Source organism: Chloroflexota bacterium, from assembly GCA_016875875.1.
In the GTDB taxonomy this organism is placed as follows: Bacteria; Chloroflexota; Dehalococcoidia; order GIF9; family UBA5629; genus 9FT-COMBO-48-23.
Genome location: VGOP01000014.1, coordinates 1 through 20,875, shown reverse-complemented (window position 1 = coordinate 20,875; position 20,875 = coordinate 1). Strand labels below are relative to the sequence as shown.

The following is a 20,875-nucleotide window of genomic DNA, read 5'->3' as shown; positions in this document are numbered from 1 at the left end:
TTTAGTTAACGTCGAATACCTAAGACTTTACTATTTTTCCCTCTTGATGATTGTGGCTACTCCTTGCCCTCCGCCGATACAGGCGTTTGCTAGGCCATAAGTTCCGCCTTCGAGGTTCAGTGTTCTGGCCAATGTGCCGACGAGCCTGGTTCCGGAAGCACCGAGCGGATGACCGATCGCGGTACCTCCACCTTTTACGTTAACTTTCTCGGGCTCAATGCCCAGCGTTTTTATGGCGTAAAGGGCTACGATGCAGAATGCCTCGTTTATCTCCCAGAAATCGATATCTTTTACATCTAGCCCGGCATGCTTTAACGCCATTTTACTGGCAGGGACTGGTCCCTTTCCCATAACAGTCGGGTCTACGCCGGCCCAACCCATAGATACAATCGTGGCTAGAGGCTTCAGATTGTACTCCTTTGCCTTTTCTTTAGACATCATCATTAAGGCGGTAGCACCGGCGTTCAAGGGTGAAGAATTGCCAGCAGTTATCTGTCCATCTGGCTTGAATGCCGGTTGAAGTGCAGCAAGGCCTTCGAGTGTCGTGTCTGCCCTTATGGCCATATCTCTATCGATGACCTGCTTTGTACCATCAGCTAGCGTTACTTCAATGGGCATTATCTCGCCTTTGAAATAGCCCTCTGCAAGCGCTTTGGCTGCTAGTTGGTGGCTTCTAAGTGCCCATTTATCCATGTCCTCTCTGGTTAGACCGGACTCCACGAGCAACTTCTCTGCGGTAAGCCCCATGTTTATGGCTGTCATAAAATCGTATTTCTTAAAGCGTTCATCTGTTATGAAGGCAGGGTCTGGTTGTCTCAATATGGCCCTTGGGTCTGTAGGTGGTGTGGCCATTGGTATATGCGTCATGTGCTCAATCCCGCACGATATAACAATATCCGAGTACCCAAGCATTATCTCCATAGCACCTGCGTGTACGGTTGACATTGAAGACCCACACTGCCTGTCGATTTGTTCGGCCGGAACCTCGAATGGCAATTCGGCCTGAAATACTACACTTCTTCCTCCGTATACCCACTGCTCGCTCACTGGAAAAGCGGTGCCAACCAATACGTCATTGATTTGCTCTGGCTTAACCTTGGTTCTCTTAATGAGTTCCTTTATCAGCGTTCCGGCAACGGCGTCCATCCTCAGTCCGTTGAACACATCCTTCTCTGGCTCTCTGGGTCTCGACCTTGAAAACGCGGACCTCAGGTAGTCTACTATGACGACCTCTCTGGTTTGTGGCATTTTAAAACCTCCTTATTAGTCGTTTACTTGGCAATTGATTGCTTGGTAATCGATTAATTGTACTATATCTGAAGGGCAAGGGCAATCGAATTTGTACTTAGGTAATTATACTGGCTTGCCTATCGGAATTATGTATAATGGCTTGATTTGCTCTTCGAGTTTTAGGACTTTCCTTACGTCTTCGTCTTCGAAGGCGCCGACCATTACTGTGGCTAAACCTAGTACTACAGCCTGCAGTGCGACATTTTGGCCGACATGTCCGACTTCCATGTGAACATATCTCTGGCCACGCTTGCCATATCTGTAGGCAGTTCTGGGATGAAGAGCACAAACCACCATGTCAACCGGACAGTTGGCAATGAAGCTTTGGCCCAAGGCGGTATCAGCTAGTTTTTGCCTTAAGTCGCCACTCAGATGCAGGCTGAGAGAGTGGTTGTCCACGTCATAATGGTATATGCCGGCGGCTAGGATTTCTATGCCGTGCTCACCTATGGCGACAAAAATCTCTAGAGGATAAGTGGCTCCGGCACTGGGAGCGGCTCTTCGTCCGCCAGTGCCGGTTATGCCTTGAGCTGACCACAATAGCTGGGAAAGCTGTGCTAAAGACAATGGCTGTGCTCTGAACCTTCTAACCGACCTTCGCTTTGAGATGGCTTCTGCTACTGATATCTTCCCTCGTGGGTTTGGGGGAGGGAGCTTAATGGGAGCTTCTTTTGTTCTTACCACTAGCCTTTGATAACTCCTAAGGGGCTTGCCATGGCAACTTTTCGTGAAATTCCGGCTTGATGGGTTACTTCGATTACCTGGGTAATGTCTTTATAGGCTTGTGATGCCTCTTCTGCCAGCGAAGCCATGTTATCGGCTTTTACCGTGATACCTCTAGCTCTTAGCTCGTTGGCGACATCGACACCTCTCAGGCCTCGCCTGGCTGCACCCCGGCTCTGCACCCTGCCAGCGCCATGGCAAGTGGAACCGAAGGTTTCTGCCATCGCCTTCTCCGTGCCTACGGCAACATACGAACAGCGGCCCATGTCGCCGGGAATGAGCACTGGCTGTCCAACATCTTTATATCGTTGTGGTACATCCTTGTGTCCGGTGGGGAAGGCTCTGGTAGCCCCCTTGCGGTGGACACACACTGTAATCCTGCTACCATCTACTGTGTGCTCCTCTATCTTGGCAATATTATGAGCCACATCGTAAATTTGTTGCATGCCTAGTTCTTCAAGGCTCTTGCCAAAGACCTTGACGAATGACTCCCGTGCCCAGTGGGTAATGCACTGGCGGTTAGCCCAGGCGTAGTTGGCAGCACAGGCCATTGCGGCAAAATAGTCCTTCCCTTCATTTGACTCTACTGGGGCACACGCTAGTTGTCTATCGGGGAGGCTGATGCCATATCTTCGAACTGCCTCTTCCATTATCCTCAGATAGTCGTCACAGACTTGGTGTCCAAAACCTCTTGAGCCGGTATGGATGAGGAGGAGCACCTGCCCGCTTCGGTCAATGCCCATAGTCTTGGCCGCGACCTCGTCATAGATTTCCCTTACTATTTGCACCTCTAGGAAATGATTTCCGGAACCTAATGTTCCTGATTGGGGTGCTCCTCTCTTCTTGGCTCTGGCACTTACTTTGTCCGGGGCAGCCCCTTTCATGCGGCCCGTCTCCTCGGTTGCTTCCAGGTCTTCGGACAGACCGAAGCCGCGTTTTACTGCCCAGTGCGCGCCCTCAGTCAGTACCTCATCTATCTCTTTTTCACCCACTCTTATTTTGCCTTCGGAGCCCAGACCGGAGGGAATATCATTGAACAGTGCATTGACGAGTTCTTTGATTTTCGGCTTAACTTCATTTTCAGTGAGATTGGTTCGCAGCAGCCTTACGCCGCAGTTGATATCGTAGCCAACGCCGCCTGGCGAAATGACGCCGTCGTTCACTCGGGTAGCTGCCACTCCACCTATGGGGAAGCCATAGCCCCAGTGAATGTCAGGCATAGCCAGCGAGTGCCCAACTATGCCGGGCAAGAAAGACACATTGGCAACTTGCTCCAGAGACTGTTCCTCTCTGATAACTTCCAGCATAGCCGTATCAGCGTAGACCAATCCCGGAACCCGCATCCCCGGCTTGTAGCTCTTGGGAATCTCCCAGCGGTAATCGTCTACTTTATTGAGTTGCCCTTGCCATTTTGGCATATCTCATTTCCTAAATATCAAAGATTACCTGTACCTTATAGCCACCATCCTCTTTGATTATTCGGAGCATGTGATAGGTGGCTGCTTTAATCTCTCTTTTCAGCTTATGTTGCCCAGGTTGTATTTTTTCCCCAAAGCATTTGGCTTTGATTTCAGTATTACTGAGCTTATCGATTTCAAACCTCTTGAATAGAATGTGTTCGACGTCGAAGATGTAAATAAGCTCGTTCAGCCATTCTACAAGTAAAACCTCCACATCCTCAGCTGATAGCTCTAGCTCACGCTTAATATCTTCCTTGAAGTCGTCCAGGTCTGCCATCAGGTTGAAAAGTCCGATGGCGGCATTCGCAAATACCTGCTTGATATCGGCACCGTAAGCGACAATGCCGATATCTGCAGTGTGGTCGATGATTTCGAAAGGCTTCTCCACTATCCTCACCCAATTGGGGCAGATTCTATTATATCATTTTACGAGTGAGGCAAAAAATCGCATACAGCTTGACTAGCTTGCCGTTGTATATATAGAATAGTGACTCAGTCAGGGGGTTTCCAAGGCGAGGGATGACGGTACGCACAGTGAGTTGTCCAACCAAAGGTGGAAGATTGGTTCAGTAAGGAGGTTAAAATGAAGTTGAGTGCTCCGAAGGTCGTCACATTTTGGGTGTCTGTTGCTCTTGCTGCGTTGGGATTGTTAGCCTTTTTGGTTACCATCCCATTCTTGTCAGGCTTTGCGTTCTGGATTGTCCTGATAGCGTTCATAATACTCTTGCTCGGTACCTTAATCAAAGGCATGTGACCAGATTATCCGAGTGCGATTTCATATTCCTTGGGATGTCCTTGGGAGCACCTGATTGCCGATTCAGTAGCCTTGACTTCACTTCATAGCGGATGTTACCATTAGCCTGCTTGGGCCGCTAGCTCAACAGGCAGAGCAGCTGACTCTTAATCAGCCGGTTACAGGTTCGAGTCCTGTGCGGCTCAGATTCACCACTCACCCTCTTTGGCTAAGTGTTCTCTTCAGGTTAGAGGCGGACATTGTGGGCAACATGGCTTTATTGATGGTCGGCTGAGCTTTATACCAAAGAAACTTTTTGCTTGTTTGTTATACCCATAGTGGCCTAGTTTATTGCAGTGAGGTTTTGTTTAGAGTAGAATTTAAACTTGGGCAGCAGTACATTTTCAGGATAGTCCGAGCATTTTTGGGATTTTGTAAAATTTCTGTAATACAAAGAAAGAGGGGTGTATTATGAAGTGCCCAATATGTTCCAAGGAAATGGTTACAGAGAATTTTGGTATAAAAGTTGATGTTTGTAAAAATGGCTGCAAAGGAATTTGGTTCGATAATCACGAACTAGAAATGCTGGATGAACGTGATGAAGGTTTAGGGGAAGCGCTTAAGGAGGCGTTGCATTATCCACGTGCGAATGATGGAAGCAGGGGGCAGATTATGTGCCCAAAATGTAGTTTGCCAATGTTCGCACACAAGTATAAAAGGTCAAAAGAGGTTAATATTGATGAATGCTATAACTGTCGCGGTTTCTTTTTGGATTCCGGGGAGCTTACTGAAGTGCGTGATACATATATGAGTGATCAAGAAGTAGATGCTTACTTAAAAAAGCTTATTAATGAAATTCCAGAATATCAGAAAGCAAAAGAGGATTTAGAAAAGATGGAGAGACGCGCAGAAGCGATTGGCCGTTTTACGAAATTTTTGCGATTCAGCTATTGGAAGAAAAGATTGGAAGAAAAATAAAATAGATATATCTTCGTAAATATTCGCCCACGAGATATTCTGTCAACATTTTATGTTACGACCCTAACAAAGGGTACATCTTTATTTGCCTACCGCACTACCTCTCCTCCATCCAAGTTCGCTGTCCCACATTTTAACACCACAGGGTCTTATACGATATTGTATTGGTCAAAGCATCGGTGTATACTTAACCGACTCTAGTGGCGCTACGCTATTGATTCGTCCAAAAGGGGGTGGGAATTATGCGGATTTGATGTGTTCACCTTCGGCTATCTGACGGCAATCGCTGCTTGTATAATACCCTACAAAAAGAAGTCATTTATAATTTATGCAAATCTAAATCCAATTTAGGAGAAAGAAATGCCAAATGAAAACAAATCCAAGCGCATGAAGATACTTCTTGCCGTTGCCCTGTTGGTGATACTGGTGGGTAATCTGCTGGCCTGTATGACTCAAACCGATTGGGGCAACGTCAAAGTTCGGGATGTGCGCTTTGCCGGCACCGATGGCATAATCATGAGTGCCCTGCTGTACGTGCCCAAGGATGTCACCGCTAAGAATCCAGCTCCCGGCATCCTTGCCATCTCAGGCTTCATTAACACTCGTGAAATGCAGGATGGCTTTGCCATCGAGTTTGCCAGACGCGGTTATGTGGTACTGGCGATTGACCAGACCGGTCACGGTTATTCGGACCCGCCTGCCTTTGGAAATTTTTTTGGTGGCCCCGATGGTCTGCGCTACCTGAGCAGCCTCGACATTGTTGACAAAGAGAACATTGGCCTCGAAGGGCACTCGATGGGTGGTTGGGGATGTCTCTTCGCGGCAGATACGTTCAAGGATGGCTATAAGTCCATCGTTCTGGAGGGGTCTGGTACTGGCAAGATAACCTCTACCTTTCCGCGCAACATGTGCGTGGTTGAGTCGGAATGGGACGAGTGGGCACCAAGTATGTGGGGTGCAACTTTGGCGAAGGACGTCGCTAAAAGTAAAAACCTCAAAGCAGCCTTTGGGACAACCAACGACGTGGTGGTGGGTAAGTTATACGGTTCGATTGCGGACGGCACTGCTCGCAAGCTCTACATGACGCGTAACATACATAATGGCGACCATATTTCACCCGCGGCCATTGGCGCCGCCATTGACTGGTTCCAGGCAACCCTGCAGGGGGGCAAACCTTTGCCGCCTGCCGACCAAATCTGGCACTGGAAGGAGATCGGCAATTTGATTGCCCTCATCGGTATGATATTGCTGTTCTTCCCTGTCGGCAGCCTGCTCTTGCGCTCTAGTTTCTTCAAGGAGCTGGGGGAGGCTCCGGCCAAGCCCAAGTCTGCCAAGGGCATTGCCTGGTGGATATCCGCCATCATCATTGTCGTCGTGCCACCGTTAACCTATTTTTCGTTCAAGAACCCTGTTGTCGAGCGCAACATGGCGCCCAACCCAATCTTTCCCCAAGTATTCACCGCTCAGCTGCTGTTCTGGTTGCTGCTGAACGGTGTAATTGCAGTGGTGCTTTTCCTGGTGTGGCATTTCGTGTTCAACCGCAAGGCGAAAGCCACTGCCGGCGACTACGGCCTCATCTGGGGCAGAAAGCTGGATTGGAAAAAGATTGGCAAGTCCTTCTTGCTGGCTTTCCTGGTGGCCTTTACCGGGTACCTGACCCTGGTATTCTCGGCCTGGCTGTTCACGGTTGATTATCGTTTCTGGCTCTTTGCGGTGAAACCGATGTCGCCGATTCATTTCCGCATGTTCCTGTGCTACCTGATTCCCTTCACACTCTACTTTATAGCTCTGGGCTTGGTACTGAATGGGCAGCTTCGCCCAACTCGTAAAGGGAAAGAGATGAGCCTGGGCAGCGAGATGGCCATCAATGTTGCGCTGCTGGTCTTGGGCTTCGTTGGCCTGTTGCTGTTTCAATACATCCCGCTCATGATGGGTGGCCTACTGGCCGTTCCAAATGAAATTCTATTCACCGTCATTGCTATCGAGATCGTGCCACTGATGACCATTGTCGCCCTGGCTTATACCTATTTCTATCGTAAGACGGGCCACATATATGCTGGCGCCTTCCTCAGCGCCATGCTAGTCACCTGGATTCTGATTGCCTCGCAGGCCACTCAATTCGTCTTATAATCTGACGGTGGAGAAGTAACGGTGAGTGTAAGGTCACCTGCCTGAAACAAGATGGTCGGGGCGGATGCATCCGCCCCGACCTCGTTCTTCTCTAGAACTGGTGTCAGTGGTTTAAATGTAGATGGTTTGTTTTGGGTGCAAGCTACTGTGATGGCCTATGTTTTTATTGTCTGGCTGCTCTGAGCTGCCGGTAGATACATTTGCTCGGTGTATTCTTTTACCATGCGCCGGGTGCTGAACAAAGGTGTGTTGGAGCGGATGGCCTCTTTGATTATTTGGATCCAGCCGTGTGGTATGCCATTTATGTCTCGATCATAGTAAAGAGGGACTATTCTCGCCTCTAACAGGCGGTAGAACTCTTCGGCGTCTGCCTTATCTTGGTCGGCCGAATTCAGTATTTCTGCATTGCTGTTAATTGCCCAGCCATTCTTGCCGTTGTAGCCTTCGCACCACCAGCCATCAAGTATGCTAAGATGCAGCACTCCATTGAGGGCTGCTTTCTGTCCACTGGTTCCGCTGGCTTCATGAAGTGGTTGAGGGGTATTGAGCCAGACATCGGCGCCGTGGACAAGATAACGTGCCATGTGCATATCGTAATCCTCAACAAAGGCAATTTGTCCACCGAACTCGTGGTCTTTGGCCGCGTTGTATACTTTTTGGATTAGCTGTTTCCCGCTTTCATCATTGGGATGTGCCTTGCCGGCAAAGATTATCTGGAGAGGTTGTAATTCGTTCTGAAGTATGCGCTTCAGACGGTCAAAATCGTGAAAAATCAGTGTAGCTCGCTTATAGCCAGTAAAGCGGCGGCAGAAGGCAATAGTCAGTGCTTCTGGGTCGAGCAATCCTCCCATTACTAATGCCTGTTCTGGCTGTACATGGTCTTCAACCCAGCGTCTTCGGGCGCGTTCTTTAACTGCACTGATGAGCTTGTTTTTTAACCAGCGGCGCATTGCCCATATCCCCTCGTCTGGGATATCGACAATCTTTTCCCACAAAGTTGGGTCATCATGCCTCTTCAACCAGTCCTTATCAAGATATGCTTCATATAGGCTGGCGGCCTGGGGTGCTATCCATGTGGGAACATGGACGCCGTTGGTCACCGAGCTGATGGGCACATTCTTCTCTTCTTTATCGGGCCACAGGGAATGCCACGTTCGTCGACAGGTACCGCCATGCAGCTGGCTGACACCATTGCGATAGTCAGCCATTCGAAGACCCAACGCGGTCGTGTTGAAGGAAAAATTATCTGACCCCTGTGCACCAAATTTTAGGAGTTCCTCCATGTCTAGCTTGAGGGATTCCCGATAGCTGTGCAAATACTTCTCAATTAGCTCGCGTGGAAAGGTATCGCTAACACCAGGAACCAGCGTGTGGATGGTTGAGACAGTCGTAGCTCGCACCAAGTTAGTGGCTTCGGTAAATTTGAGGCCCTTTGCCATTAATTCCCGAACGCGCTCTAGTGTCATGAAGGCGGTATATCCTTCGTTAGCATGCCAGATAGTCGGTTTGATGCCGAGCGCCCGGAGGACACGCACACCGCCAATGCCTATGATGATTTGTTTTTGCAGGCGCGTCTTCTGGTCGCCAGCATAAAGGCGCGCCGAAAGCTCGCGGTCAGGCGGTGAATTCCCTTCAACGTTAGTGTCCAACAAATAGAGCTTAACCAGTCCGACATTCACCTGCCACACCGTAACCCGAACCGACCTCAAATCCAGGGGAACTTCGACGATCATCGGTTGTCCTTCAGCGGTAAGCACCGGGCTGATAGGCGCTTCGCTGAAGTTCAACTGCTCATATACCTCTTCTTGCCAGCCATCGGCAGAAATATGCTGGTGGAAATAGCCCTGCGGATACATAAATCCCACGCCCACCAGAGGCAAACCGAGGTCGCTCGACTCTTTGCAATAGTCGCCTGTCAGGACACCAAGTCCACCGGCGTAAAGAGGCAACGAGTTATGGATGGCGAACTCCAGTGAAAAATAGGCTATGGTTTGTTGTCCCAGATGTGGATATTGTGTATTAAACCAGGTACCGGCTCCTGACATAGCGTCTTTGAAGTCGCTCATAACGGAGTCATACTTTTTAAGGAACATAGGGTCCTGAGCAGCCGCTACCAATCGATGAGGCTCGATTTGTTGCAGTAGCTTGACTGGATTATGCCCGCTAGCTCTCCATAGGGCGTTATCCACGGCTTTGAATAGCTGCCGTGCTTCTATATTCCAGCTCCACCATAGATTGTAGGCTAGCTCGCTTAGCCCCTCGATACGCCTAGGGAGCTTGGATACTGATAAATCATTCATCTTTTGGCCGACTGGTTATTATACTTATTATGCGGCTGTTTAGTAAATTAGCAGTGCTTCTATCCAATGATGATGTCATCCAGCGTTCGCTTTGGCACATGGTGTACGTCCTGGCTGTCCCGCCAGTATTTGACGTCTCCATCAGGCCCGATTTTATCGATGACAACCGTTTCCTTGGGTTTGCCGATGGCTATGACGAGGAGTATTTCATATTGTGGTGCTATACCTAGAGCCTGGCTGAGCTCCTGTCTTTTCACTGTAGCAATCATGCAGCCGCCCAGGCCTTTCTCTGTGGCACCAAGGAGAATGCTTTGGGCTGCTATGCCATGGTCGCAGCCAAAATTCCGGCTTATCTCGGTGTCACCAAGCATTATTATATATGCTGATGGCCTTTCCCCTTCATCTGGCCCCGGCCAGTCTTTCAGGTAAGCAGCCCAGCCGAGGAGAGGAAATATCAGAGCATTCCTTTTGGGTTCACAGGAAAGCACGTATTTCAATGGCTGTAGATTGAGCGCTGAAGCTGACAACCTGGCCAGGTCAACGAGTTCCCTGAGCGTCTCGAGTTCTATGGGGACGTCTTGATAGAATTTCCGGTAGCTTCTGTTTTTACGTACTATCTCTTTTAACATTCGTTTTCCTCCTTCAGGAAGTGGTTGTATGATTAGCGAAGCAATATCAAAGCTTCAGAATTATGCCTGATGGCAAATACAAATATAACGTTATGAGGAGGCCGGCTTACTCTGATTTAGCTTCTTTAGCTCCAGCAGTATCTCTCTGAGTAGCAGAAGCTCGAGTCGACGCCAATTCACCTCGCTGGCTAATTTAGCCCATGTCTTGGCGTCATCAGATAGATATTCCTCGACTATTTCAACTGCACTTTTGGTCATCTCTTCACCCCCATATTTTTCAGTATACTAAAACCAGTCCCACAGAGATGGCGCAGGGAATCTGGCTAATGTCATCCAATAACGGGTAAGCCTTCCAGCCTACCTTGCTGATGAGGTCGAAGACATCAATTCCCATAGCTTCCATGGCAGGTCTGGCTTGGTGAGGGAACCGGCATCTGCCGCTATCCATAAACTGGCATATCAGGCCGCGGCACAGGTAATCCTTGCAGGAGCCTCCACCCAAGCCCATAGCCAGATGGTACCCGTGCTTGTAGGCCAACTTTTCTATCTCATAGACGATTTTGCCTGATTTCTGATGGAAAAGGAGGCTTTGCTCTTGTCCACTTTTTGAGGCGTAATTTTCTATCGGCTCGATGTGTGTTTTGAGTAATATTCCCCAGGAGAACCTGGCGAAAGCCTTGCGGATGACGTCTAACTCCGGCACATAGGGTGGGCAGTTGGGTGTCTCGCCGGCGCGAAGACAACGCGGCACGGTGCACTTTAGTCTTACCCGCTCATCTACCACAATCTGGCTTGCCCGTATTATTTCGGCTGCGGTAGCTCCCAGCTCCAGCGCCTGCTGTCTGAAGCTTTCTAAATCTGTCATTAACATCTCCTCCGGCACTTTTATAACAAAGGGTCTGGCGGCTGTTTTCTTGGCTGTCATTGTCTTGTCTCTCCCTTGATACCCTATAAATTACGTTAGCCCGGCTAATATTGTCAAGGTTGGGTGACTAAATCATAGAGTAATCTTCACATAGTTATAGTTATTTCAGATTATAGTGGTAGAAGCTGGAAGCCCCAGACGCCGATGTAGGCGAAGAGTATGTGCTTGGGTATCCTGCCGGCAGCACCGAAGAGAAGGAACTTCCATACTGGAAAACGAAGCAAACCTGCAGCGGCGCCAGCTAAATCAAAAAATGGGTTGGGTATCAACGCGAGGATGAAAATGGTTACGCTTCCCCAGCTTTTCATCCACCGAACCATTCTGCTGTAGAGACCCACGTTGTCCATAGCTAGCCGGCCACCATAGCCCAGAAGATAGCCGGTCATCTCGCCGATCGTGCCTCCCAGACCGGACACAATGCCCACCAGAACAGGGTTCAGGATGGCGCCGAGAGCAGCTACTAAAATCCAGCCGGGCACAGGTACCACTATGCTGCTGCAGGTTATGATGGAAATTAGGAAGACACCTAGATAGCCATATACTTCAAGCTCGGCCACCTTCTCTCGGTTGAGGAGGAGAAAAACAGATAGGGCCAGTACGAAGAGCAAGGCAAGAATTTGCAGGTAGCGCTCTTTTGTCCAGAAGCGTTTCTCTGTTTTGTTGCTAGTTTGCTGCATGTGCTTAGCTAACCTTCTTTGCTTTTAAGCCTAACCGGTATGACCAAGGCCGAGCCGAGGGCAAAGTAGAAGACACAAATTAAAAGCATAACCGAATAGCCCAGTCCAGATTGCTGGATATTGAAGAAGTCGATTACTGGACCGGTGAGCCTGGCTAACGCTCCAGCACCGGCTGTGGCTATATTGGCCAGTCCCAAGTAGCGGGCTTCTTCGCCTGCAGGAACGAGGTCGGTAGCCAGTGCCCAGTTGGTGCTGAGGAAGGCTCCTGATGATATTCCCAGAAGACCACCGCAGACCAGTGTGCCGACATAACTACGTGTAAAGAATATCACTAAGATACCAACTATACCAACAAGTCCTGAGAGGATGATAATCAGCTTACGTCCGAATCTGTCAGAGAGCTGTCCCGCAGGGTAAACGGCAAGGAGCAGAAAAACGCCCACGGTAATCAAGAGGTCTGCGGTTACTCCTGCGGGGTTGGGATGATGGATTACGTCTCTTACGAAGTACAGGGCAAAGGTTTGCAGTACCACCATCGCCATCAAAATAAACAATCGTGATAAAAGAAACCATACAAAACTGAGATGTTCTTTGACATCTATCTTGTAGGCACCGGCCATGGTTTTTGCCATGGATGGCTGACTTCCGAGAAACGATGGCTGCTCCTTCACTGTCAGCATGGTAGCAATCATGCCTCCCAGTAGTATTAGCCCAGGGAGACCTATTGCCAGCCATAGCCACATCTCGCCACCATCGCTAGCGTAATTATCCATGAAGTAGGCTACTACGCGCAGGAAAGCTACGCCGCCTAAGATCTCCGCCACACCTTTGGCGCCAGATGCTACTCCTCTCCGCTCTTTTGGCACCAGGTCTGGAATAAATGCCTGAAACGGACCTTGGGCGATGTTGGTGGCGACTTGTAGCAGGCAGTAGCCTATAAGCAGGAAAGGGAAGCTTCCGGACAGGCCTATGCTGGGGAGGAAAAGCAGAGCCAGAAGTGTCCCTACGAGGATAAAAGGGCGCCGACGTCCGAAGCGAGAGCTGAAACGGTCACTGACCGCTCCGGCCAGGGGCTGAACGAACACGGCTATCATTGAGCCAGCGAAGGTCATGAGGCCAAGGTAAGTATTCTTCTGGGCTTCAGGGGCGAATTCCAGGAGGCGGAGTGGAATTATTACGCTGTGTAGACTGGGCCAAAGGACTGACAGAGCAGCTGCGAAGATGCTTATCTTAACATAGTCGACAGGTCGGAAAGCTCTTTCTATAGACACTTTGTCATTATCTCTGTGTGCAATCTCAAATCTTGGGTAGAAGCCCTGAATATTTTTCCATTCTAATCATGCCGGCCTCTGATTGTATTAGCCAGGTCATCCAGCAAAGCTCGATGGTCTTGTAGCCAGTGTCCTGTGCCATTTTGTCCATAAGGTAAACAAAGTCTAAATCGGTAGAGGGCATCTCCATATTTGCCTTGGCTAGGATTTCAGCGATAACTCTTTTTACTATCTTGTCCGGCATTACCGTATCAATGCCGCCCATCATTCTCAGATACTGGAAGCTGTTTATGCCGACTCCGTTGATTCCGCCAATCGGGTCTTTCTCCCAGTTATCGAGATTGGCTTGCTTTGCCCAATAGATAAGAGCCTGTCTCTCATTCAATCCCTTTTCTCTTTTAATCCTGGCTAAGTGAGCGGCGACAGATTTCGCCATGTGCCAGGAGCGCTTATTTCTCCACACTCTCTCGAGCTCATTGTCCTTGGCATCTGGCAAATCTTCGAGGCTGCGAATCTTGCCGGATTCCACGAATTCCTTCCTGAATTTCTCCACCTTAGGCACCACTGCCTGGAAGTAGTTTAAGCCGATGGAAGTAAAAGCGGCGTCCACCACCATAAGGACGACATTGCCATACCACCGCTCGGTTTTTAGGCAGCGCTGGCAATATTCCCTCACTTCAGGAACCTTCTGCATATAGCTGTCAACTACATCCTTGAGTTTCAAACCGCATCAACCTTTCTGACTGGTAATCTATTGGTGCAGTTGTTTACAGGCTTTTGTATGTATCCTCTTTGCGCCTGGCTATTCGCACTATTGTGACCAGCTTCGCCTCGTCGTCTATGGCATACACCACCCTGTACTTTCTCACGCGAATACGCCACAGACCGCTCTCAGCTAGTTTCTTGACTCTTAGTGGCCGGGGCTCTTGCTCAAGAGAGGAAATAATCCTGGCTATGGCTTTGTAAACTAGCTCTGGCAGCGCGTTTATTTCTTTCTGAGCCGTTCGTCTCAGTTCAACCCTATAGCTCACTCCGGAGTTCCCACTATTTCCTTCGGCGCTGGTACTCTTCCCAGGTAACAGTGCCTTTCTTATCGGCTAGAGCTTTTAATCCCTCTCTGATATCCTCCTGATCCTCCAGTATCTCTAGCGTGGCATCACGGATAAGTTTAGCCATTGAAGTACGTTGTTCAAAGGCTAAGCGGCGGAGTCTCTCATGTTGTTCTTCGGTCAGAAAGATAGTTGTACGCCTTAAATTTGTTGCCATAGTCTCTCACCCCCCGGATAAAGGTAGCATATATATGTTGATATGTCAAAGAGGCTAAGCTCGCCACCAGCCGAGTATGGCGAGGGCGCTGAGTCCGACTCCGGCGATAATGGCGCCAACCCAGCCCAAAAGGCATAAACAGGTAACAATAGCGCCGGCAATTATTACTCCGCAGAGGATAGACAGCAAGGCGTAGGTGAATCTCATACCGAGAATGAAGGCGATTATCGACCCGGTCCATGCCCCGGTCATTGGCAGTGGAATGGCCACAAATAACATAAGCCCAAGCCGCTCGTATTTTTGAATCATTTTCTCGTGCCGCCTTGTGTGTCTAAAAACCCAGTCCACCAGTTTTTTACCGATTTCCACTTTGCTAACGATTCTGGCTAATGACTCAAAGAACAAAAGCAGTATTGGTACCGGCAGCATATTGCCTATGACAGCTAGGCAGAAAGCCCAGTACCACGGCATGTGGAACACGTTTATGGCTACAGGCAAAGCACCGCGAAGCTCTACTACGGGCAGGGCTGATATGATGACGACTATTAGCTCCTTGGCAATGTCTAGGTTAAGGAGTTCTTCAATCATCTTTTGACTTGTTTAGATTATTTATTTTCACCCTCACCTTAATCCTCTCGCGTCAAGGGAGAGGAGATTTTTCTCTCGCCCCTGGAGGGAGAGAGTTAGAGTGAGGGGGCTTCCGCATGATTTGTCCCTGCAAGGCTAACATTGCTAAAACACCGCTTGTTATCTATTCGATTGATCTTTGCCAAGCATTATATCATTAAACGTCACCTGCCGAATTGCAGCTAACCATAAATATTTTTGTTATACTAAATGAGATTTTGCTTTATTCTTGAGAAGCGTGGTGGTAAAATTAGGTTGAGCGTGAGCTATGTCAGGCCATTCTAAATGGGCTCAAATTAAGCGTCAGAAAGGCGTAACTGATGCCCGGCGGGGGCAGCTATTTACCAAGCTTACTCGTGAGATTATAGTGGTAGTGAGGGAAGGTGGGCCTAACCCCGATTCTAACTTCCGTCTGCGTCTGGCCATACAGAAGGCCCGTGACAAGAACATGCCATCGGAGAATATTGAGCGGGCGATAAAGCGGGGAAGTGGTGAGCTTGGGGGGGCGAGCCTTTCTGAGATAATTATCGAAGGCTATGGACCTAACGGTGTAGCGGTTCTGGTTGAGGCACTGACAGATAATCGCAATCGCACTCTTCAGGAGGTGCGCAGTTTGTTTTCTCGCCATGGCGGTAGCCTTGGTGCCAGCGGTTCTGTTTCCTGGATATTTGAGAATAGAGGCGTCATCACTGTGGAAACCGATGGTGTGGATGCTGAAGAGCTGGCTATGGTGGCAATCGATGCTGGTGCTGATGATGTCAAAGAGGAGAAAGGCTATCTTGAGATTCATACCACGCCGCAAAATTTAGAGACGGTGCGGAAAGCGGTAGAGCAAATAAAGCCGCCGGTTTCGGCCGAGGTTCAGCGGGTGGCTAAGAAAACAGTGGTCCTGGACGAAAAAGAAGCCATTCAAACTCTGAAATTGCTCGACCATCTGGAAGAGATGGATGATGTTCAGCATGTTTCTGCTAATCTCGATTACTCAGAGGCTGTTCTGGAGAAATTGCGGGCTCAGGCATAATCATGCGTGTTCTCGGTATTGACCCGGGCACTTTGAATCTGGGCTATGGCGTAGTTGATGAAGAAGCTGGTGGGATGGTGATGGTTGTCTGTGGGGTACTGAGCCTGCCTTCTAAAGTCCCTGTGGAGCGAAGGCTGTCCTCTCTGTATGAGAAGCTTTGTGAGATAGTAGCTCGCTACAAGCCTGACGAAGTGGCCATTGAAGAGCCGTTTGTGGCAGGAAATGCTCGCTCCGCTTTGGCTATAGGCAGGGCTCAGGCAACAGCCATTTTAGCCGCGGCCAAGGAGAATTTACCGATTTTTCGCTACTTGCCGACGCAGGTGAAGCAACAGGTAACCGATTATGGTAACAGCAGCAAAGAGCAGGTACAGGAAATGGTCAGGCTTCAGCTTGGGCTGGCTCAGCCTCCTCAGCCTAGCGATGCTGCTGACGCCTTAGCTGTCGCTATCTGCCACTTTCACCAGAAACACATTGAGCGTCTGCTGGCCAGAGGCAAGTAACTAGATGATAGTTGCCGTAGTTCACCAATGTAGTGGCGAGGCTAAAGCCTCGCCACGGAAGGCTCGGAGCACGTAATCAGATGATAGTTGCCTTAGAAGGTATATTGGAGAGCCGGGGGATCGATTCGGCAGTGGTCAAAGTTGGGCCGCTTAGCCTTCAAGTGTATATTCCCGGCTCTACTTTGAGTCGACTCGGTTCTGTTGGAGACAAGGTATATCTGCATACACATTTGTATTTAAGGGAAGATAATATAGCTGTTTATGGCTTCGCTTCTGCCGACGAGCTAGCACTTTTTCAGAACTTCATTTCTGTTTCGGGTATAGGCCCTAAGGCAGCGCTGGCTTTGCTTTCCACGTTCAATGTTGAGCAACTGGCTTCAGCTATAGTCAGTGGCAACGTTGACTTGCTCACTCAGGTGCCTGGTATTGGCAAGAAGACAGCTGGACGGGTAGTATTGGAGTTGAAGGCAAAGCTGGAGAAGGGGTGGGTAGGGGCTGTGCCCCCGGCCTTAACGCAAGAGGATGCCGATGTAGTAGCTGCTCTGACCCATCTCGGCTATTCCTTGAAGGAAGCCACTCAGGCTGTGGCCAGTTTGCCTAATTCTCCAGAGCTTGACCTGGAGGAGAAGGTTAAGTTAGCTTTGAGGCAACTGGCCGGAGCATAGCTAGGAGGAGACATGCTGATTGAAATTCTGCTGGCGGTTGTTTTGCTTCTTTTAGGCGCCCTGATTTTTTTTGTTCTCAGGGGCAAGAAGGTGGGGCCATCCGACCTCAAAAATGTCATATCGAGCACCTGGACAGAACTGGGGCTGGGTGAGAAGATAGGCAGCATAGAGACTCAAGCCAGAGATATTAAAGAAAGCTATAAATCCTTTGAACAAATGCTTCGAGTGCCTAAAGAGAGAGCATCTTTCGGTGAGCTGGCTCTGGAAACTATACTGTCGGACCAGCTTCCGCCAGACATGTATGGTATCAGGGAGACGGTTTTCGATGGCAAGAGACCTGATGCCAATATAAAATCGACGGAAGGACTTGTTTGCATAGACTCCAAGTTTTCTCTAGACAATTACGGGCGGATGTTGGCAGTAGAGGACCCGGCGGAGAAACAAAGATTCAAAAGGGATTTTCTAGGTGATGTTAAGCGTTGCCTTGATAAGATAGCCGGCGATTACATATGTCCAGATAAAGGTTCTGCCGAGTTTGCCTTTGCTTATATCCCATCTGAAAGCGTTTATTATTTCCTGCTGAGCGAGGCTTATGACATGCTGCTTGACTATGGTAAGTTTGGTGTTCAGGTGGTATCGCCGCTGACTCTTTCCGCTAAGATTGAATTAATCAGAGCTGGCGTTCATGCCAAGAAGCTTTCGGAGAAGGCCGAAGATGTTAAAAATGACCTGCTCAGGATTTCACGCGGATTTGCTGATATCGATGAAAAGTGGCGCTTGCTTTATGAGACTCATCTAAAGAATACCGTGGATAGAGCCGCTGATTTGGATAAATCGTATAAAAGATTGAGAGACGAGTTCGACAGGATTTCCAAAATACCCGAGAAGTGAAGGGTTGTTCATCTGCCGTCATTTTGTTTTTTAACTTTTAATCTTTGATTTTTTAAATGCCACAATTCAAAATTGTATCCGATTTCAAACTCACCGGCGACCAGCCACAGGCAGTGGACAAGCTGGTCGAAGGTGTAAATAAAGGCTACAAGCAGCAGACATTGCTCGGTGTTACCGGCAGCGGCAAGACTTTCACCATGGCTAACGCCGTGGAGAGGGTACAGAAGCCGACCCTGGTCATCTGCCACAATAAGACCCTGGCCGCTCAGCTAGCTACCGAGTTCAAGGAATATCTCCCTGATAACGCCGTGGAGTATTTCGTCAGTTACTATGACTATTATCAGCCAGAAGCTTACATTCCCAATACTGATACTTATATCGAGAAGGAAATCGATATAAACGAGGAAATCGACAAGCTACGCCATGCCGCCACTCGGTCTTTGCTTGACCGCCGGGACGTGCTCATAGTGGCTTCGGTATCGTGTATTTACAGCCTGGGCGAGCCTGAGGAATACCGCAGCTTTGTGGCTGCTGTGAAAAAGGGCGAGAAATGCAATCGGGACAAGCTGGCTCGCCGCCTGGTGGACATGCAGTATGAACGGAACGACTTCGATTTTACTCGCAGCCGGTTTCGCATCCGCGGGGACACTCTGGAAATCCAGCCGGCGTATGAGGAAATAGCCGTCAGGCTTGAGTTCTTTGGTGATGAGGTCGAGCGTATCGTTGACATCGACCCACTTACCGGTGAGCTGCTGACGGAGCGTGATTCGGTGGACATTTACCCGGCAAAGCACTTCGTCACTTCACATGACAAGCTCCTGCTGGCTATAGAGGATATTAAGGTTGAGCTGGAAGAGAGGCTGAAAGAGCTTAAAGACCAGGGCAAGCTGCTTGAAGCTGCCAGGCTTGAGGCGCGCACCAACTACGATTTGGAAATGCTCCGTGAAGTCGGCTACTGCCATGCCGTGGAGAACTATTCCCGTCATCTGCAGCGTCGAGCCCCGGGCAGCGCGCCTTGGACATTGCTCGATTATTTTCCCGATGACTTCCTGCTGTTTATCGACGAGTCTCACATGACTTTGCCTCAAATACGTGGCATGTATCACGGTGACATCTCCCGCAAGCAGACACTGGTTGATTTCGGTTTCCGCCTGCCGTCGGCGCTGGACAACCGCCCTCTGAGCTTCGATGAGTTCAAGCAGCGCATTAATCAGGTTGCCTACGTATCGGCTACTCCCAGCGAGTATGAATACAAGCACAGCCAGCAGGTAGTGGAGCAGCTGGTACGTCCCACCGGCTTGCTTGAGCCTACTATTGAAGTCAAGCCGTCTAAAGGGCAAATCGACGACCTTATCTACCAGATTAAGACCAGGGTGGATAAAAGTGAGCGCTGCCTGGTAACCACGCTGACCAAGCGTATGGCTGAGCAACTGGACGATTACCTGAGGGAGATGGAGATTAAGACGCATTACCTGCATTCCGAGATTGACACCCTGGAGCGGGTGGAGATTCTGCGCGACCTTCGCCTCGGCGTCTATGATGTGGTGGTAGGCATAAACCTGCTCCGCGAGGGTTTGGACTTGCCCGAGGTAAGCCTGGTAGCTATCCTGGATGCCGACAAGGAAGGTTACTTAAGGTCTAAAGGGGCGCTTATCCAGACGATGGGCAGGGCAGCCCGTCATATTGACGGCCATGTCATCATGTATGCTGACACTGTGACGGCATCCATGCATGAAGCCATGGAGGAGACTCAACGGCGCCGCCGGATTCAGGAAGCTTACAACAAAGAGCACGGCATCACTCCGCAGGGAATCAAGAAGGCAATTAAGGACATCACCGAGCGAGTCAAGGTGGTAGCTGAGACCAAAGCTGCCTACACGCCTACGCCCATATCCAAGGAAGAGGTCCTCCGTCTCATCAAAGACCTGGAAGCGCAGATGAGAAAAGCCGCCAAGAACCTCGAGTTCGAGAAAGCCTCCCTGCTCCGCGACCGCATCATCGAGCTAAGAAAAGACGAAGAACTGCTGTCACCACTTACCAGGTTTAAGTAGTCGTTATTACAGCGGAAAGTGATGCTATTATCCTGCTCCCACAGATTTCGTCAGTTTGTTGGTTAGTTTTCTGAGTTGTGTATTGGAAAGTACTAATGTATAAAAATGCGACTAACTCATGCTGATGGGAAAACCTTCAGTCCAAAGAGACCCCCATGGTCTTGTCAATGATATGAAAGCTATTAGCAGCTTGTAATTCATTGATTCCCAAATGATATAAATGATATTATTGCTCCAGTAGCATAAAGCAATTTAACTTACGGGGTTTTCTGATATGGGCCTGTTTAAGTTTCTTTTGGGCGTAATAATATTGATTGTTGGCTTATTTGGATTGGCTTTAGTGATTCTTGGCACAATCGGCATACAGATAGGTGCATATATTCAAGGATTGGTTTTCCCCGTATGGCCAACGGTTCTGTGGGGAATTTTAGCACTTATATTGATTTTTACTGGAATATATTTGACGCGAACATGAAGATGTAAAAATTTACGGAAAATGCAGACAAGAAATAATTGGCTTGCTTGGTTACCATATTTCGCAACATTTGTTACTGTTGGCGCTGCGTTTACATATCTTCTAGGTAAATTATATATAGATTCTTATTATAGGTTATACTGCTCCCCATTAAGACAGGGCTTGAGCTAAGAGAGTAAAATGGCTGAAAGGAAAACAGCCATGAAAAGAAGAAAATGGGATCCTAAGACCAAAGCCATGATAGTGATAGAGGGACTCAAGGG

20 protein-coding genes and 1 tRNA gene are annotated in these 20,875 nt (G+C 49.1%); 8 read left to right on the top strand and 13 right to left on the bottom strand.

Going from position 1 to position 20,875, the window contains the following annotated elements; translation table 11 throughout:
- Positions 1-30: 30 nt before the first annotated feature.
- The 4 genes from FJ023_09170 to FJ023_09155 form a co-directional block, all read right to left on the bottom strand.
- Complete coding sequence (locus tag FJ023_09170; protein ID MBM4447491.1) at positions 31-1,248, bottom strand: acetyl-CoA C-acetyltransferase; 1,218 nt, start codon at positions 1,246-1,248, stop codon at positions 31-33.
- A 105-nt stretch (positions 1,249-1,353) separates the two neighbouring features.
- Positions 1,354-1,950 (bottom strand): SagB/ThcOx family dehydrogenase, encoded by a 597-nt coding sequence (locus tag FJ023_09165; GenBank protein ID MBM4447490.1) that lies wholly within the window; start codon positions 1,948-1,950, stop codon positions 1,354-1,356.
- A gap of 23 nt (positions 1,951-1,973) precedes the next feature.
- Positions 1,974-3,431, bottom strand: a complete 1,458-nt coding sequence (locus FJ023_09160) for an RtcB family protein (GenBank protein MBM4447489.1) — start codon at positions 3,429-3,431, stop codon at positions 1,974-1,976.
- A gap of 10 nt (positions 3,432-3,441) precedes the next feature.
- Positions 3,442-3,885: an archease gene (locus tag FJ023_09155; protein ID MBM4447488.1), complete on the bottom strand. Its 444-nt coding sequence runs from the start codon at positions 3,883-3,885 to the stop codon at positions 3,442-3,444.
- Between the two features lie 454 nt (positions 3,886-4,339).
- On the opposite strand from FJ023_09155, the gene FJ023_09150 reads away from it, so the two are divergent.
- From FJ023_09150 to FJ023_09140, 3 genes are all read left to right on the top strand, one after another.
- Positions 4,340-4,412 (top strand) — tRNA-Lys (locus FJ023_09150).
- A 265-nt stretch (positions 4,413-4,677) separates the two neighbouring features.
- Entirely contained in the window at positions 4,678-5,184 is a 507-nt protein-coding gene (locus tag FJ023_09145) for a hypothetical protein (protein ID MBM4447487.1), read from the top strand.
- Positions 5,185-5,571: 387 nt separating this feature from the next.
- Positions 5,572-7,314: an alpha/beta fold hydrolase gene (locus FJ023_09140; GenBank protein MBM4447486.1), complete on the top strand. Its 1,743-nt coding sequence runs from the start codon at positions 5,572-5,574 to the stop codon at positions 7,312-7,314.
- 155 nt (positions 7,315-7,469) lie between these two features.
- Here the strand turns inward: FJ023_09140 and FJ023_09135 are convergent, their stop codons facing one another.
- The 9 genes from FJ023_09135 to FJ023_09095 form a co-directional block, all read right to left on the bottom strand.
- Positions 7,470-9,614: a glycosyltransferase family 1 protein gene (locus tag FJ023_09135; GenBank protein ID MBM4447485.1), complete on the bottom strand. Its 2,145-nt coding sequence runs from the start codon at positions 9,612-9,614 to the stop codon at positions 7,470-7,472.
- A gap of 59 nt (positions 9,615-9,673) precedes the next feature.
- Positions 9,674-10,243: a nitroreductase family protein gene (locus tag FJ023_09130; GenBank protein MBM4447484.1), complete on the bottom strand. Its 570-nt coding sequence runs from the start codon at positions 10,241-10,243 to the stop codon at positions 9,674-9,676.
- Between the two features lie 277 nt (positions 10,244-10,520).
- Positions 10,521-11,168 carry a DUF2284 domain-containing protein gene (locus FJ023_09125; GenBank protein ID MBM4447483.1) on the bottom strand — a complete coding sequence of 216 codons (648 nt, stop codon included), beginning with the start codon at positions 11,166-11,168 and terminating at the stop codon, positions 10,521-10,523.
- A gap of 110 nt (positions 11,169-11,278) precedes the next feature.
- Complete coding sequence (locus tag FJ023_09120) at positions 11,279-11,845, bottom strand: VTT domain-containing protein (GenBank protein MBM4447482.1); 567 nt, start codon at positions 11,843-11,845, stop codon at positions 11,279-11,281.
- Between the two features lie 8 nt (positions 11,846-11,853).
- Positions 11,854-13,116, bottom strand: coding sequence for an SLC45 family MFS transporter (locus tag FJ023_09115; protein ID MBM4447481.1), 1,263 nt, complete (start codon positions 13,114-13,116; stop codon positions 11,854-11,856).
- Positions 13,117-13,141: 25 nt separating this feature from the next.
- Complete coding sequence (locus FJ023_09110; protein ID MBM4447480.1) at positions 13,142-13,810, bottom strand: hypothetical protein; 669 nt, start codon at positions 13,808-13,810, stop codon at positions 13,142-13,144.
- Between the two features lie 73 nt (positions 13,811-13,883).
- Complete coding sequence (locus FJ023_09105) at positions 13,884-14,210, bottom strand: type II toxin-antitoxin system RelE/ParE family toxin (GenBank protein ID MBM4447479.1); 327 nt, start codon at positions 14,208-14,210, stop codon at positions 13,884-13,886.
- Positions 14,161-14,382 carry a hypothetical protein gene (locus FJ023_09100; protein MBM4447478.1) on the bottom strand — a complete coding sequence of 74 codons (222 nt, stop codon included), beginning with the start codon at positions 14,380-14,382 and terminating at the stop codon, positions 14,161-14,163. Before FJ023_09100 ends, FJ023_09105 begins: the two co-directional genes overlap by 50 nt.
- A 54-nt stretch (positions 14,383-14,436) precedes the next feature.
- Positions 14,437-14,970: a small multi-drug export protein gene (locus FJ023_09095; GenBank protein MBM4447477.1), complete on the bottom strand. Its 534-nt coding sequence runs from the start codon at positions 14,968-14,970 to the stop codon at positions 14,437-14,439.
- 307 nt (positions 14,971-15,277) lie between these two features.
- Between FJ023_09095 and FJ023_09090 the strand changes: the two genes are divergently transcribed.
- The 5 genes from FJ023_09090 to uvrB all read left to right on the top strand — a co-directional run bounded on the left by FJ023_09090 (position 15,278) and on the right by uvrB (position 20,137).
- On the top strand, positions 15,278-16,030 hold the full coding sequence (locus FJ023_09090; protein ID MBM4447476.1) for a YebC/PmpR family DNA-binding transcriptional regulator: 753 nt from the start codon (positions 15,278-15,280) through the stop codon (positions 16,028-16,030).
- A gap of 2 nt (positions 16,031-16,032) precedes the next feature.
- Positions 16,033-16,530, top strand: a complete 498-nt coding sequence (gene ruvC / locus FJ023_09085) for a crossover junction endodeoxyribonuclease RuvC (protein ID MBM4447475.1) — start codon at positions 16,033-16,035, stop codon at positions 16,528-16,530.
- An 80-nt stretch (positions 16,531-16,610) separates the two neighbouring features.
- Entirely contained in the window at positions 16,611-17,195 is a 585-nt protein-coding gene (gene ruvA / locus FJ023_09080) for a Holliday junction branch migration protein RuvA (protein MBM4447474.1), read from the top strand.
- 12 nt (positions 17,196-17,207) lie between these two features.
- Complete coding sequence (locus FJ023_09075) at positions 17,208-18,086, top strand: DNA recombination protein RmuC (GenBank protein ID MBM4447473.1); 879 nt, start codon at positions 17,208-17,210, stop codon at positions 18,084-18,086.
- A 56-nt stretch (positions 18,087-18,142) separates the two neighbouring features.
- Positions 18,143-20,137 (top strand): excinuclease ABC subunit UvrB, encoded by a 1,995-nt coding sequence (gene uvrB / locus FJ023_09070; protein MBM4447472.1) that lies wholly within the window; start codon positions 18,143-18,145, stop codon positions 20,135-20,137.
- Positions 20,138-20,875 lie beyond the last annotated feature (738 nt).